This window comes from Streptomyces sp. NPDC107546 (assembly GCF_055639175.1).
Genome location: NZ_JBVKBA010000018.1, coordinates 76,416 through 90,513 on the forward strand (window position 1 = coordinate 76,416; position 14,098 = coordinate 90,513).

A 14,098-nucleotide genomic window follows, 5' to 3' on the forward strand; every position below is an offset into this window, starting at 1 on the left:
CACGGCGCCCTGCGCAACCCCACGCTCCCACGTTCCGGCCCGTACGCGACTGTTTCCGCCATCCCAAATGAACCAATACTGGCTCCCAGGTGAACTCTGGGCGACGAGTGTTCGAGGTCGCACTCCGATGGCTGTGGGCAGGTGCGAGGACCTGCCTAGTCTGGACGCATGGACGTGAACGCGGCGGTCGCCGCAGCGGCAGCGATCGCCGGAGTGCTCACCGGTGTCATCGCCATGCTGGCGTTCCGCTGGAGCGAGCGCGACCAGAAGCGCCCCACCCGCACTTCCCTGCACACCGACCCCGTGCTGCCGCCGGGCGTGGACACGGTGCTGTCCGTCCTGCGCTCCTCGGCCGTCGTCCTCGACGAGTCCGACGCCGTCGTCAAGGCCAGCTCGGCAGCCTATGCCCTCGGGCTGGTGCGCGGCGGCAGGCTCGCCGTCGAGCCGATGCTCCACATGGCACGTGACACCCGGCGCGACGGCGAGATACGCCAGGTCGAGCTGGACCTGCCGCGGCGCGGCACCGGACGCGGGGAGGCGCTCGCCGTCTCCGCCCGCGTGGCGCCGCTCGGCTCCCGGCTGGTCCTGCTGCTCGTCGAGGACCTCACCGAGGCCCGCCGGATAGAGGCGGTGCGCCGTGACTTCGTGGCGAACGTCAGCCATGAGCTGAAGACACCGGTGGGTGCCCTGTCGCTGCTCTCCGAGGCGGTGATGGACGCCTCCGACGACCCCGAGGCCGTACAGCGCTTCGCGGGCAGGATGCAGATCGAGGCCACCCGCCTGACCAACCTCGTGCAGGAGCTCATCGACCTCTCCCGGGTGCAGAACGACGACCCGCTGGAGGACGCCGAGCCCGTACGCGTCGACGAACTGGTCGCCGAGGCCATCGACCGGTGCCGGCACGCGGCCACCACCAAGCAGATCACCATGGCCTCGAATGTATGGGCGCCCGAAGGGCCCGACCAGGGTGGTGGTGGGCGACGGGTGGGCACCGCGGAACTGCACGTGTGGGGCAACCGCGGGCAGCTCGCCGCCGCCCTCGGCAACCTCGTGGAGAACGCCGTCAACTACTCGCCCGCCCGCACCCGCGTCGGCATCGCCGCCCGCCGGGTGTCCGCCCACGGCGGCGACCTCATCGAGATCGCCGTCACCGACCAGGGCATCGGCATCTCCGACAAGGACAAGGAGCGCATCTTCGAGCGCTTCTACCGCGTCGACCCGGCCCGTTCCCGTGCCACGGGCGGCACGGGGCTCGGTCTCGCGATCGTCAAGCATGTGGCCGCCTCGCACGGCGGGGAGGTCACGGTGTGGAGCTCCGAGGGTCAGGGCTCCACCTTCACCCTGCGGCTGCCGGAGGCGGGTGCGGCCCGCGACCGTGCGACCGACCATCCGTCCGACCTCGATGACGAGGACGGCCGGCCCTACGGGACGACCCCCACCGTCTCATCCCCGTACGAACCGCTTCCCGCCCCGGAGGTCCTTCCGTGACCCGAGTGCTCGTCGTCGAGGACGAGGAGTCCTTCTCCGACGCCCTGTCGTACATGCTCCGCAAGGAGGGCTTCGAGGTCGCCGTCGCGACCACCGGGCCCGACGGACTCGACGAGTTCGAGCGCAACGGCGCCGACCTCGTCCTCCTCGACCTGATGCTGCCGGGTCTGCCCGGCACGGAGGTGTGCCGCCAGCTGCGCGGCCGCTCCAACGTCCCCGTCATCATGGTGACCGCCAAGGACAGCGAGATCGACAAGGTCGTCGGGCTGGAGATAGGAGCCGACGACTACGTCACCAAGCCGTTCTCCTCGCGGGAACTGGTCGCCCGTATCAGGGCCGTGCTGCGCCGCCGCGGCGAGCCGGAGGAGGTCACGCCGGCCGCGCTGGAGGCCGGTCCGGTGCGGATGGACGTCGACCGGCACGTGGTCACGGTCTCCGGGTCGAAGGTCGACCTGCCGCTGAAGGAGTTCGACCTGCTGGAGATGCTGCTGCGCAACGCGGGTCGCGTACTGACCCGTATGCAGCTCATCGACCGGGTCTGGGGCGCGGACTACGTGGGTGACACCAAGACCCTCGACGTCCACGTCAAGCGCCTGCGCGCCAAGATCGAACCGGACCCGGGCGCCCCGCGCTACCTGGTGACGGTCCGCGGCCTCGGCTACAAGTTCGAGCCGTAAGCCGTAGCGCGGCGGCGGCGTGTCGGCGCACGCATCGCACGACGAAGGGCGGGACTCCTGGCGGAGTGCCGCCTTCGTGCGTGTGGGTGCCTGCCGCACTGCCGGCGGCCGTGCCCCTCCTCCGCGCGGACCGTACGACGAAGGGCGGCACCCCCAGCGGGGTACCGCCCTCGTGTCCGTGCCCGGGAGTCCCTCAGTGGCTCGGGGACGTCGACGCCGAAGCCGACGGCTTTCCCTTGGCGCCAGCGGCCGGGGAGCCCTGCACCGACGTGGACGGCTTGGGGGAGCCCGGCGCCGACGTGGACGGGGACGCGGAGCCGGTGGCCGACGGCGACGGGATGTTGCTCGGGCCCCACTTGGTGAAGTAGCTCTCGGCCGGGACCACGAACGCCCGCAGGCTCACGTCCCCCGCCTCGCTGAAGCTGAACGTGATCTTCTGCGCGTTGCCGTCCTGCACGGCCTCCCGGCTGCTCGGCAGCACCGCGGAGGCGTTGCCCTTGCCGCCGATCACGACGGAGCTGCCGGCGGGGATGGTCAGCTTGCCCTTGCCCGAGGCCGGGCTGAGTTCCGCGGTCTTGCCGGTGCCGTCGACCGTGATGGAGTCCAGCGTCTGGTCCGTACGGCCGGAGTTGAAGACCGTCGCGGAGATCACGGCGGGCCCGGTGGACTTCGGGTCGGGCTGGGTGATGACGAGCGCGTTCTGGATCTTGATGTTTCCGACGCTGGTCGCCGCGTTGTCCGGCTTGACCTGGAGGGTCTGGCTGTCGTTGCCGGCGCCGCAGGCGGCGAGCGAGGCGATCGAGAACGCGATGGCGGCGGCGGCGAGGGCGCCGCGTCGAAGGCTGCTGCTCACGGCGGCGGCAACTCCTTGTACGTGGGCGTAGCAGAGCGACTCCCCTATAAAGCCGCCCTAAGTATCTGTCAGCGGCCTTAGGTTACCGAGCCGCTCCCAAGCCACCGCACCCGACCCTCCCCAAGCCCGGCACTTCGCCTCGCGGGGCCGACCCCGCGCCGCAGCGCGCCCCACCGCTGTCAGGGTGACGGCGCAGGGTTCACGCAGTTCCTGCAGTCCCATCTGCCACTACAGTCACTGCTGTCACTTTGACCACTGCTGACTCAGCATTCACATAAGCGTCTCCTCACCCGCCCCGGGGATTTCCCGTAAGGAATGCGAGACGGGTTGCGAGACGGGTGCCGAAAATCGATCACCGGCACAACAGCCGCGCCTCGCCGGAGCCCTTGATCAATTCCGGATTCGACTCGTACCCGCCTCCGCGCACCGAACGGAGTAGCGGAAGTCGATCACTTGAGGGTGGACAAAACCGAAGATTCCGGGCACGCTCGGAGCCGTGCGACGCGTGTAACGCCCGGGTTCCGCCCCGCCCGCACAGCCGCTCCGACCTGCGAATACCCTCTTCCGCTCCCCCCTCGAAGCACGTTCCGGTCGCGCTTGTCAAGCCCCGAGATATGCCCTGACCTGCGAAAACGCCATTCAGAAGACGCGGTTTCCGTGTTACCCTGGATAGCCACGGAAGGGGTACCTGTCACATGACGTTCAAGGTTGGCGACACCGTGGTCTATCCCCATCACGGGGCCGCGCTGATCGAGGCCATCGAAACTCGCCAGATCAAAGGCGTGGACAAGACCTACTTGGTGCTGAAGGTCGCCCAGGGCGACCTGACGGTGCGTGTGCCAGCGGACAATGCGGAGTTCGTCGGCGTGCGTGATGTGGTCGGTCAGGACGGGCTGGACCGGGTCTTCGAGGTGTTGCGCGCGCCGTACGCCGAGGAGCCCACGAACTGGTCTCGTCGTTACAAGGCAAACCTGGAGAAGCTCGCCTCCGGCGACGTCATCAAGGTCGCGGAAGTCGTGCGTGACCTGTGGCGCCGTGAGCGCGAGCGCGGACTCTCCGCCGGTGAGAAGCGGATGCTCGCCAAGGCGCGGCAGATCCTGGTGAGCGAGCTCGCCCTCGCGGAGAACACGAACGAGGACAAGGCCGAAGCGCTGCTCGACGAGGTCCTCGCGTCCTGACGCCCGTCCGGCCTGCTCGCTCCCGGCCAGGAGCGCGGCGGACCGACCGGCGCACAGCACACACGCGATGCCGCGGTGCCCGATGACACGGTAGATGTCGCCGGGCGCTGCGGCATGTTCGTACCCGCCATTGCCCGACGTACCCATGACGCCGCGGCCCGAACCACAGGTACAACAGCCGGAACGTGAAAGCCGTGCCACCCGGATCCCTGTCCCGACGGGGAAACCCCGATACTTGGCGTGCCGGGCCCGGGCAGTCGGCTCGACCAGAAGTCACGGAAGGGTCCGGTCAAGGCGTCGCGCCCGGCACGGTGTGGCCATACCCATCCCGGCCGAGCACACAAACCTGACAGGAACCGATGTCTGACGATTCGCGCCCTTCGACCACCGAGCCGGCCGCCGTCCGTACCGCCGCGGTGATTCCGGCCGCCGGCCGGGGCGTACGCCTCGGCCCGGGCGCCCCCAAGGCGCTCCGCGCGCTCGGTGGCGTTCCCATGCTCATCCACGCCGTGCGCGCGATGGCGGCGTCCCGTGCGGTCTCGCTCGTCATCGTCGTGGCCCCGCCCGACGGAACCGCCGAGGTCAAGTCGCTGCTCGACGCGCACGCGCTGCCGGAGAGGACGGACTTCCTGGTCGTCCCCGGCGGCGAGACACGCCAGGAGTCCGTGCGGCTCGGCCTCGACGCCCTGCCGCCCGAGTACGGGATCGTCCTGGTCCACGACGCGGCCCGCCCCCTGGTGCCGGTGGACACGGTGGACGCGGTGATCGAGGCGGTACGGGAGGGCGCGCCGGCCGTCGTCCCGGCGCTGCCGCTCGCCGACACGGTGAAGGAGATCCGGCCGGCCGCCGCGCCCGGCGAGCCGGAACCGGTCGTCGCCACACCGGACCGGGCCCGGCTGCGCGCGGTGCAGACCCCGCAGGGCTTCGACCGCGCGACGCTGATCCGGGCCCACGAGACGGTCACGGACAACGTCACGGACGACGCGAGCATGGTGGAGCAGCTCGGGCTGCCGGTCGTCGTGGTCCCCGGCCACGAGGAGGCCTTCAAGGTCACGCGCCCGCTGGACCTGGTGCTCGCGGAGGCGGTCCTGACCCGCAGGAGGCTCACCGATGGGTTCTGAGGCGTCCGATGTCCGGCTGCCGCCGGGTGGGCCGCTGCTGCCCCAGGTGGGCATCGGCACCGACATCCACGCCTTCGAGGAGGGGCGGGAGCTGTGGTGCGCGGGCCTGAAGTGGGAGGGCGAGGGGCCCGGCCTTGCGGGCCACTCCGACGCCGACGTGGTCGCACACGCCGCGTGCAACGCCCTCTTCTCCGCCGCCGGCCTCGGCGACCTGGGGCAGCACTTCGGCACCGGGCGGCCCGAGTGGTCCGGGGCGTCCGGGGTGACGCTGCTCGCGGAGGCGGCACGGATCGTGCGCGAGGCGGGGTTCCGGATCGGGAACATCGCGGTGCAGGTCGTGGGTCCGCGCCCGAAGATCGGCAAACGCCGCGACGAGGCGCAGAAGATCCTCTCGGAGGCGGCGGGCGCACCGGTCTCGGTCTCCGGCGCCACGACGGACGGCCTCGGCTTCCCCGGCCGGGGCGAGGGCCTGATGGCGGTGGCGACGGCGCTCGTGGCGCGGGTGTGCTGACGGCGGCGTTCTTGCTGCGGGTGTGCTGACGGCGGCGCTCGGTATGCGCGTCTGATGACGACGGCGCTCCTGGTGCGGGCGTGCCGAGAGCGTGCGAGGGTACCGGCAGAGTGACCAGCGACACATGACCAAGGTCCCGGAGGCACCCATGCCGACCGCCGTTTTGTCCGACCGCCTCAAGAGCCTGCTCGACGGCCCCGTCTTCATCGTCGTCGGCACGATCCAGCCCGACGGCGGCCCGCAACTGTCCCCCGTGTGGGTCAAGCGGGACGGTGACGACATCCTCTTCTCCACGACGGTCGACCGTCGCAAGAAGCTGAACCTGGACCGCGACCCCCGGGTGAGCGTGGTGGTCCTGAACCCCGACGCGCCGTACGAATACGCGGAGATCCGCGGCACCGCGGAGATGAGCACCGAGGGCGCCCGCGAACTGATCGACGAACTGTCGCTGAAGTACACGGGGAAGAAATACGCGGAGTTCAACCCGGCCTCGGCGCAGGACGCGGACCGGGTGGTGGTGCGGGTGGTGCCGCAGAAGGTGGCGGGGCGGCTCTGAGGCTGCAGGACCCGTCGTATCTGCCGCATGATCGGGTGACGGTCTTGGTGGGCTGGGCGCCGGACAGCGGCCCCGGCCCACTACTCTGGACTCGTGACTATTCGCCTGTACGACACCAGCGCCCGGCAGATCCGTGACTTCACCCCGCTCAAGCCGGGTTGTGTCTCGATCTACCTGTGTGGCGCCACCGTGCAGGCCGCACCGCACATCGGGCACATCCGCTCGGGCCTCAACTTCGACATCATGCGCCGGTGGTTCGAGTACCGCGGGTACCAGGTCACGTTCGTGCGGAACGTCACCGACATCGACGACAAGATCATCGTGAAGTCCGCGGACCAGGGCCGCCCCTGGTGGGCCATCGGGTACGAGAACGAGCGCGCCTTCAACGAGGGATACACCGTGCTCGGCTGCCTCCCGCCGACGTACGAGCCGCGCGCCACCGGTCACATCACCGAGATGGTCGAGATGATGCGCGCTCTCATCGAGCGCGGGCACGCCTACGAGGCGGACGGCAACGTCTACTTCGACGTGCGGTCCTTCCCGGAGTACCTCCAGCTGTCCAACCAGGAGCTGGAGAACCTCCAGCAGCCCTCCGGCGTCGGGGAGACCGGAAAGCGGGACTCGCGCGACTTCGCCATGTGGAAGGCCGCCAAGCCCGGCGAGCCGACCTGGGAGACGCCGTGGGGACGCGGCCGCCCCGGGTGGCACCTGGAGTGCTCCGCCATGGCGCACAAGTACCTGGGCTCCGCCTTCGACATCCACGGCGGCGGCCTCGACCTCATCTTCCCCCACCACGAGAACGAGATCGCCCAGGCCAAGGCCTTCGGCGACGAGTTCGCCCGGTACTGGGTGCACAACGCCTGGGTCACCATGAGCGGCGAGAAGATGTCGAAGTCCCTCGGGAACTCGGTGCTCGTCTCCGAGATGGTCAAGCAGTGGCGGCCCATCGTGCTGCGCTACTACCTCGGCACCCCGCACTACCGCTCGATGATCGAGTACAGCGAGGAGTCCCTGCGCGAGGCGGAGTCCGCGTTCGCGCGCATCGAGGGCTTCGTGCAGCGCGTCGTCGAGAAGGCGGGAGGTGTCGTCGAGCCCGCCGCCGAGGTGCCGCCCGCCTTCGCCGAGGCCATGGACGACGACCTGGGCGTTCCGCAGGCGCTCGCGGTGGTCCACACCACCGTCCGCCAGGGCAACAGCGCACTCGCGGCCGACGACAAGGAGGCCGCCGTGGCCCGGCTCGCCGAGGTGCGCGCCATGCTCGGCGTCCTCGGCCTCGACCCGCTCGATCCGCAGTGGGCCGGCGAGGGCGACCGCGGCGAGGACCTGCACGGGGTCGTGGACTCGTTGGTGAGCATGGTGCTCCAGCAGCGCGAGGCCGCCCGCGCCCGCAAGGACTGGGCCACCGCGGACGCCATCCGTGACCAGCTCAACCAGTCCGGACTCGTCATCGAGGACAGCCCCCAGGGCCCGCGCTGGACGCTCGGCCCCCGCTGAGCCCGACACCGATCCGATGATCGATTGTGCCGCCCGGCCCTGCGGGCGGCACACTGCATAGACGTAAGAGACGTACTGGACGTACGTACGAACGCTTCAACAGACACGAACGCTTCAACAGACAGGTAGGTCATGGCCGCGAACAACCGCCGCATGTCCGGCAAGAAGGGCGCGCAGGTCGGCAGCGGCGGCAAGCGACGCCGGGGCCTGGAGGGCAAGGGCCCGACTCCGCCCGCCGAGATGCGCAAGGGACACGCCAAGCAGCGCGCCGCGCAGGCGAAGGCGCGCCGCGCGCAGGGGCGCACCCCGCGTCGTACGGGTGGCAAGTCCTCTTCCGAACTGGTCGTCGGGCGCAACCCGGTCGTCGAGGCGCTGCGCGAGGGCGTGCCCGCCTCCACGCTCTACGTCCAGCAGTTCATCGACAACGACGAGCGCGTGCGCGAGGCGCTGCAGCTCGCGGCCGAGCGCGGCGGCATCAACCTCATGGAGGCGCCGCGCCCCGAGCTGGACCGGATGACGAACGGGCTCAACCACCAGGGCCTCGTCCTTCAGGTCCCGCCCTACGAGTACGCGCACCCGGAGGACCTCACCGACGCCGCCTACGACGAGGACGAGGACCCGCTGATCGTCGCGCTCGACGGGGTCACCGACCCGCGGAACCTGGGCGCCGTGGTCCGCTCCGTCTCCGCCTTCGGCGGGCACGGGGTGGTCGTGCCCGAGCGGCGCGCGGCCGGGATGACCGCCGGTGCGTGGAAGACGTCCGCCGGTACGGCCGCCCGTACGCCGGTCGCGCGCGCCACCAACCTGACGCGCGCCCTGGAGGCGTACAAGAAGGCCGGGGTCACGGTCGTCGGGCTCGCCGCCGATGGGGACGTCGAACTCGGGGAGCTGGACGCGCTGGAAGGGCCGGTCGTCATCGTCGTCGGCGGCGAGGGCAAGGGGTTGTCGCGGCTGGTCGGCGAGACCTGCGACCTCCGGGTGCGGATCCCGATGCCGGGCGGCGCCGAGTCGCTCAACGCCGGTGTGGCGGCGGGGATCGTGCTGTACGAGGCGGCCCGCCGACGCGCGTGACACCGAGGAGCCGAAGAGTGCGAACAGACGTTCGCACTCTCGCTCGTACGGGGGAATTCGGTCGTACAGGGCAAGCTTGACGGGGTCCGGACAGATCCGCGGAGTCAAAGCAGTGTCCTAACCACACGTCACTCGGTTAGATGAGTGTGGAGACCAGAACACGCCGCACACCCACGGGGGACCGGTCGTCCGGGTTCGACGACGCTCCCGCGCTGAGCATGGTGAAGGTGCCGAGCGACCCGGCGCAGGTCATCGTCAATCATGCGAGTTTCCGCGTGCAGTTGGGTGCGTCGGCGCGCCGCGCCCAGTACCCGCGGGTCGCCCGGCAGGTCGGCGGCGCGCAGGACGTCGCGCGCATGCCCGTCGCCGGCACGGCGGGGCGGGCCGGCCGCCGTCGGCCCGTCGTCTGGACCGGGAGGTCGGCGCCCGACGACACCGGCGCGCACCGGCTGCTGCAGGCCGTACGGACCTCGAGCGTGACGCACGGCGAGGAGGCGGGCGGCGACCCGGGCGCGACCCAGGTCATCCCGCGCGTCGGACTGGACGGCCTCGCGGGCACCGGCGGCTACGACGACCACCTGACCGCACAGACGCCTCAGACGCCGGTCGTCGGTGCCCAGCGCGGGCCGCTGTCAGGAGAGACCCGGCTGCTGCCGCCGATGCGGAACGCGCAGGGCGCATACGACGACGTCGCGTACGACGGGCACGCCTACGACGAACCGCCTTACGGCGACCGCGAGTTCGCGGACGCGGCGCGCACCGAGGAGCTCGGGAACGGGCCGCGGAGCAGGCGGCACGGCGGCGACCACGTACGGCACGCCTACTACCCCGGGCGCCGGATGAACCTCGGCGTGGTGCTGCTGCCGTTGCGCGTCTTCCTCGGCTCCGTGTCCGCCTACGCCGGCATGGGCAAGCTCTGCGACCCCCTCTACTTCGACGGCGGCAAGCGGGGGTCCATGGTCACCTGGCTGAACAGTCTGCACCCCTGGCAAGTCGCCGAGCCGCTGCGGCAGTTCGCGCTCCACCACCCCGTCGGCACCGGCCTGGTCATCGCCTTCCTCCAGGTGATCGTGGGCGTGCTGACCGTCCTCGGGCTGTGGCAGCGGGTCGCGGCCGCGGCCGGGGCGCTGCTGTCGGCGGCACTGATCGTGACGGTGAGCTGGCGGGCCACTCCCGGATACGACGCGCCCGACATCATCTACCTCGCCGCCTGGTCGCCGCTGGTCATCGCGGGGGCGCCGGTGTACTCGGTGGACGGACGCCTGGCGGGGAGCGCGTGGCGCCGGCTCGGGCCGCGGGCGGGCATCTGGGAGCTGCGGCAGTACGTGCTGCGCCGGGGCGCGGTGGTGACGGGGCTGGTGACCGGGGTGACGCTGCTGGTCGGCTCGCTGCTCGGCGGGGCGGTGCGGGACGCGGACCGCGTGGTCGTGCCCGGACCCGGTCAGGCGCCGCGCAACGAACTGCCGGGTTCACCGCTGCCCGAGACACCGGGCGTGCGGCAGCACAAGGCGAGCCCCTCGGCCTCGCATCCGCCGACGACCCAGGGCACGACGTCGTCGCCGTCGAGTACGTCCAGGACGCCGACCACGGCGGGCGCGACCGGCTCGGTCACGGGCGGCCAGCCGAGCCAGACCCAGGGCAGCGTGGGCCGGGCCCCGCGCCACTCGTCCCCGTCCGGGCGCGCCCCCAGCACCAGCGCGGGCCCCTCCTCGTCGGGCGGCACGGGCACAGCGGGCCCGACGGGCGGCTCCTCGGGCGGCTCAGGAGGAGGCGGCGGCAGCAGCTCTGGAGGCTCCGACCACTTGGTGGGCGGGCTGCTGGGGTAGCCCGACGTTCCCACATAAAGAGGCCCGCACACGGTGTGCGGGCCTCTTGTGTGGGCGGGGGTGGATCCCTGTCGCAGTGTCAGCGGCCCTGGGCTGCGAGCTCCTTTGCCGCTTCCGTGAGGTCCTTCGCCGTGTCGATCGCCCGCCAGTACGCGCCCTGCGGGATCGGGAAGCCCGCCAGGCGGCGTTCGCGGGCCAGGCGGGGGAACGTCGTACGCTCGTGGTCGCCCCGCTCCGGGAGCATCTTCGCGAACTCGGCGGAGAAGACGTAGACCCCCGCGTTGATCTCGAACGTGGACGGCGGGGACTCGATGAAGTCCGTGACGTGGCCGAAGCCGTCCGTCTGTACCGCGCCCCACGGGATGCGCGGCCGCGCCAGCGCCAGCGTGGCGACCGAGTCGCGCTCGGTGTGGAAGTCCGCCATGTCGCGCAGGGAGAACCGGGTCCAGATGTCACCGTTCGTCGCGTACCACGGCTCGTCGGGGTGCGGCAGGTGCTCGGCGGCGTAGCGCAGGCCGCCGCCGCGGCCGAGCGGCTCCGACTCCACCACCGTCGTGACGCGCAGCGGCAGGTCGGCGGAGGCCAGCCAGTTCTGCAGGACCTCGGCGAGATGGCCGCAGGAGACGACGACGTCCGTGACGCCCTCCTCGGCGAGCCAGACGAGCTGATGTCCGATGATCGGGGTCCCGGTGCCCGGGATCTCCACCATCGGCTTGGGCCGGTCATCGGTGTACGGACGCAGCCGGGAGCCCTGGCCCCCGGCCAGGACGACGGCTTGGACGGGGCGCGAGGCGGCGTTCGGATCGGTCATGACCGCACTGTACGTCGCCTCGCGCCCCGCACGGCCGGACCCTCAGCCGCGGCCGCCCGCCACGCCCGAGGCGAAGGACGTGTCGCAGACCGGCCGGGCGTAGGCCTGGGCCCGCGACGGCCCGTACACGCGGACCGCGGCGCGGCCCAGCGCCCTGGCGATGGACGCGCAGTGCTTCGCCAGTGACGGGCGGCCGTTGACGGCCTCCTGGAGGTGGGTGAGGGCGACACCCGGGTTCTTCTCCTGCAGTTCCAGCAGGAGCTTGTCGCGCAGCACGTCCTGCGGGGCCCGGGAGGACGCACGTGTGGAGACGTCTTCGGAGGAGGCGGCGAGCACCGAGTTGGTGCCGCCCGACCAGTTGACGCGGGTCACCGCCAGCGTCCCGGACAGCACCAGGACGACGGGCAGAACGAGGGCGAGGGTGCGGCCGATCCGACGGGCGGGGCCCCGGCCGCGCCGTCCCTGTGGAGTAGTGGTGTGCTTCACGCGAGTGAGGGTAGCGTCCCGTAGTGATTTGGCGACATTTAGTCACCGGTTCGGGTGATGGAGAAGCGCTGATCTCTGGGTAACGGGTTGACGCGGCCCATCGAAATGCCCCGTATGCCGGGGTATTTGTCGACAGCGAAGAGGGCCCCGCAGCCTGCTGCGGGGCCCTCTTCGTCAACCTGGGTGAATCAGCCGAGGTCGCGGCGTCGCTCAGCGTCAGTCGGAGAGACGCTCGCCCGTGGAAGTCGAGAAGACGTGGGTCTCGCCCGAACGCGGCACGACGTGCAGCCGGCTGCCCTTCTCCGGCACGTCACGGCCGCTCACGCGGACCACGAGGTCCTTGGACTCCTCGCCGACCTTGGCGGTGCCGTAGACGTACGCGTCGGCGCCCAGCTCCTCGACGACGTTCACGGTGACCGCCAGACCCTGGTCGGAGTCCGGGCCGGCCACGTCGAAGTGCTCCGGGCGCACACCGACGGTGACGGTCTTGTCCGTGGTCGAGGACAGCGCCTCGCGCTGCACCGGCACCACGCTGTTACCGAACTTCACACCGCCGTCGGCGATCGGGACCTCGACGAGGTTCATCGCCGGGGAGCCGATGAAGCCGGCGACGAAGAGGTTCGCGGGCTTGTCGTACATGTTGCGCGGGGTGTCGATCTGCTGGAGCAGACCGTCCTTCAGCACGGCCACGCGGTCGCCCATCGTCATGGCCTCGACCTGGTCGTGGGTGACGTAGACCGTGGTGATGCCGAGGCGGCGCTGGAGCGACGCGATCTGCGTACGGGTCGACACGCGGAGCTTGGCGTCGAGGTTGGACAGCGGCTCGTCCATGAGGAAGACCTGCGGCTCGCGGACGATGGCGCGACCCATGGCGACACGCTGGCGCTGACCGCCGGAGAGCGCCTTCGGCTTGCGGTCCAGGTACTCGGTGAGGTCGAGGATCTTCGCGGCCTCCTCGACCTTCTTGCGGATCTCCGCCTTGTTGACACCGGCGATCTTGAGCGCGAAGCCCATGTTGTCGGCGACCGTCATGTGCGGGTAGAGCGCGTAGTTCTGGAACACCATGGCGATGTCCCGGTCCTTCGGCGGCAGGTGCGTGACGTCACGGTCGCCGATCCGGATGGCGCCGGCGTTGACGTCCTCGAGCCCCGCCAGCATGCGGAGCGAGGTGGACTTGCCGCAGCCGGACGGGCCGACCAGGACGAGGAACTCCCCGTCCTCGATGTGGATGTCGAGCGCGTCCACGGCGGGCTTCTCGGTGCCCGGGTAGATCCGGGTCGCCTTGTCGAACGAGACAGTGGCCATGGTGAATGGGCCCCCTTCTACCGGCAGGAACGTGCCGGACGATCCGTTGTAGGAAGGTGGTGTGCCACTACGGAGTACGGGGCTCCGTTGTGGTGTAGTCCACAAGAGTGAACTGGACCGAGACGGTACCCGGCGTTCGCCCGGCTGTCAGTACCTCGGGGCATGTGAACTTCGCGGAAATTTTCGACGGACCGCCCCCCGGACCTGGGTACACTGCACGAGCACCCAGGTGCACGCCTCCTTAGCTCAGCTGGTCAGAGCGCCGCTCTTGTAAAGCGAAGGTCGTCGGTTCGAATCCGACAGGGGGCTCTCTCGCTGAACAGCACGAACGCCCCGGCCGATGATCGGTCCGGGGCGTTCGACATCTACGGGTGACATCAACGGGGGCGGTCACTCACGGTCGACACGGCGCCTGAGCAGGCGATCCATGTGGCTGATGGCCTCGCGCTGCGTGTCCGAGGTCACATGCGTGTGCCGCCCGGCGTGGACTGAGTGCCGGCGCGCCCCCGACCCTCCCCAGCGAAACCACGAGCGGCCGGGCGCTCTTCACGAGGGTGACGTACCGCAAGGTCTGACCGGGTCGGCAATAGGCCCCCTGGGCCGTCTCTGGGCCGTACGAGGCCGCCCGACGCCGACCGTCAACGACAGAAGCCCACGGCATCTGATCTGGTCGGAGCCGTGGGCTTCGTCAGCCTTGCCAGTGAGCCGGGCGGCTGTTTAG

The 14,098-nt window shown here is 70.7% G+C and carries 13 protein-coding genes, 1 tRNA gene and 1 pseudogene; 10 read left to right on the forward strand and 5 right to left on the reverse strand.

Annotated elements, in window-relative coordinates; genetic code table 11:
* The first annotated feature begins 168 nt into the window (after positions 1–168).
* Positions 169–1,488 carry a two-component system sensor histidine kinase PhoR gene (phoR, locus tag ACZ7L1_RS25100; RefSeq protein WP_471440262.1) on the forward strand — a complete coding sequence of 440 codons (1,320 nt, stop codon included), beginning with the start codon at positions 169–171 and terminating at the stop codon, positions 1,486–1,488.
* A gap of 5 nt (positions 1,489–1,493) precedes the next feature.
* A complete protein-coding gene (phoP, locus tag ACZ7L1_RS25105) occupies positions 1,494–2,165 on the forward strand; it encodes a two-component system response regulator PhoP (protein ID WP_004000192.1) in 672 nt (223 codons plus the stop codon).
* Positions 2,166–2,358: 193 nt separating this feature from the next.
* Here phoP and ACZ7L1_RS25110 read toward each other — a convergent pair whose 3' ends face one another.
* Positions 2,359–3,018 (reverse strand): copper chaperone PCu(A)C domain-containing protein, encoded by a 660-nt coding sequence (locus ACZ7L1_RS25110; RefSeq protein WP_471440263.1) that lies wholly within the window; start codon positions 3,016–3,018, stop codon positions 2,359–2,361.
* 695 nt (positions 3,019–3,713) lie between these two features.
* Here ACZ7L1_RS25110 and ACZ7L1_RS25115 point away from each other — a divergent pair.
* The 7 genes from ACZ7L1_RS25115 to ACZ7L1_RS25145 all read left to right on the forward strand — a co-directional run bounded on the left by ACZ7L1_RS25115 (position 3,714) and on the right by ACZ7L1_RS25145 (position 10,775).
* Positions 3,714–4,196: a CarD family transcriptional regulator gene (locus ACZ7L1_RS25115; RefSeq protein ID WP_003953493.1), complete on the forward strand. Its 483-nt coding sequence runs from the start codon at positions 3,714–3,716 to the stop codon at positions 4,194–4,196.
* A 359-nt stretch (positions 4,197–4,555) separates the two neighbouring features.
* Complete coding sequence (ispD, locus tag ACZ7L1_RS25120) at positions 4,556–5,317, forward strand: 2-C-methyl-D-erythritol 4-phosphate cytidylyltransferase (RefSeq protein ID WP_471440264.1); 762 nt, start codon at positions 4,556–4,558, stop codon at positions 5,315–5,317.
* On the forward strand, positions 5,307–5,828 hold the full coding sequence (gene ispF, locus ACZ7L1_RS25125) for a 2-C-methyl-D-erythritol 2,4-cyclodiphosphate synthase (protein ID WP_471440265.1): 522 nt from the start codon (positions 5,307–5,309) through the stop codon (positions 5,826–5,828). The genes ispD and ispF overlap by 11 nt, the downstream gene beginning before the upstream one ends.
* Before the next feature lie 148 nt (positions 5,829–5,976).
* The gene (locus ACZ7L1_RS25130) at positions 5,977–6,384 is read left to right on the forward strand and encodes a PPOX class F420-dependent oxidoreductase (protein WP_471440266.1); all 408 of its coding nucleotides are present in this window, start codon (positions 5,977–5,979) and stop codon (positions 6,382–6,384) included.
* Between the two features lie 93 nt (positions 6,385–6,477).
* Positions 6,478–7,878, forward strand: coding sequence for a cysteine--tRNA ligase (gene cysS / locus ACZ7L1_RS25135; protein ID WP_471440267.1), 1,401 nt, complete (start codon positions 6,478–6,480; stop codon positions 7,876–7,878).
* Positions 7,879–8,010: 132 nt separating this feature from the next.
* The gene (gene rlmB / locus ACZ7L1_RS25140; RefSeq protein WP_471440268.1) at positions 8,011–8,949 is read left to right on the forward strand and encodes a 23S rRNA (guanosine(2251)-2'-O)-methyltransferase RlmB; all 939 of its coding nucleotides are present in this window, start codon (positions 8,011–8,013) and stop codon (positions 8,947–8,949) included.
* Between the two features lie 140 nt (positions 8,950–9,089).
* Complete coding sequence (locus ACZ7L1_RS25145) at positions 9,090–10,775, forward strand: DoxX family protein (protein ID WP_471440269.1); 1,686 nt, start codon at positions 9,090–9,092, stop codon at positions 10,773–10,775.
* Between the two features lie 79 nt (positions 10,776–10,854).
* On the opposite strand, the gene ACZ7L1_RS25150 is transcribed toward ACZ7L1_RS25145, so the two are convergent.
* The 3 genes from ACZ7L1_RS25150 to ACZ7L1_RS25160 form a co-directional block, all read right to left on the reverse strand.
* Positions 10,855–11,586, reverse strand: coding sequence for a nucleotidyltransferase family protein (locus ACZ7L1_RS25150; protein ID WP_471440270.1), 732 nt, complete (start codon positions 11,584–11,586; stop codon positions 10,855–10,857).
* Between the two features lie 42 nt (positions 11,587–11,628).
* Positions 11,629–12,072, reverse strand: coding sequence for a hypothetical protein (locus ACZ7L1_RS25155; RefSeq protein WP_471440271.1), 444 nt, complete (start codon positions 12,070–12,072; stop codon positions 11,629–11,631).
* A gap of 216 nt (positions 12,073–12,288) precedes the next feature.
* Positions 12,289–13,377 carry an ABC transporter ATP-binding protein gene (locus ACZ7L1_RS25160; protein WP_471440272.1) on the reverse strand — a complete coding sequence of 363 codons (1,089 nt, stop codon included), beginning with the start codon at positions 13,375–13,377 and terminating at the stop codon, positions 12,289–12,291.
* Positions 13,378–13,612: 235 nt separating this feature from the next.
* Here ACZ7L1_RS25160 and ACZ7L1_RS25165 point away from each other — a divergent pair.
* Positions 13,613–13,686, forward strand: a tRNA-Thr gene (locus tag ACZ7L1_RS25165).
* A gap of 81 nt (positions 13,687–13,767) precedes the next feature.
* Here ACZ7L1_RS25165 and ACZ7L1_RS25170 read toward each other — a convergent pair.
* Positions 13,768–13,851 (reverse strand): annotated as a pseudogene (locus ACZ7L1_RS25170) (integrase); the annotation flags it as partial.
* Between the last annotated feature and the right edge of the window lie 247 nt (positions 13,852–14,098).

Coding starts and splice junctions, on each gene's coding strand:
- ACZ7L1_RS25150 (WP_471440270.1), bottom strand. CDS start 11,586: ATGACCGATCCGAACGCCGCCTCGCGCCCCGTCCAAGCCGTCGTCCTG.
- phoR (WP_471440262.1), top strand. CDS start 169: ATGGACGTGAACGCGGCGGTCGCCGCAGCGGCAGCGATCGCCGGAGTG.
- rlmB (WP_471440268.1), top strand. CDS start 8,011: ATGGCCGCGAACAACCGCCGCATGTCCGGCAAGAAGGGCGCGCAGGTC.
- ACZ7L1_RS25145 (WP_471440269.1), top strand. CDS start 9,090: ATGAGTGTGGAGACCAGAACACGCCGCACACCCACGGGGGACCGGTCG.
- ACZ7L1_RS25115 (WP_003953493.1), top strand. CDS start 3,714: ATGACGTTCAAGGTTGGCGACACCGTGGTCTATCCCCATCACGGGGCC.
- ispF (WP_471440265.1), top strand. CDS start 5,307: ATGGGTTCTGAGGCGTCCGATGTCCGGCTGCCGCCGGGTGGGCCGCTG.
- ACZ7L1_RS25160 (WP_471440272.1), bottom strand. CDS start 13,377: ATGGCCACTGTCTCGTTCGACAAGGCGACCCGGATCTACCCGGGCACC.
- ACZ7L1_RS25130 (WP_471440266.1), top strand. CDS start 5,977: ATGCCGACCGCCGTTTTGTCCGACCGCCTCAAGAGCCTGCTCGACGGC.
- ispD (WP_471440264.1), top strand. CDS start 4,556: ATGTCTGACGATTCGCGCCCTTCGACCACCGAGCCGGCCGCCGTCCGT.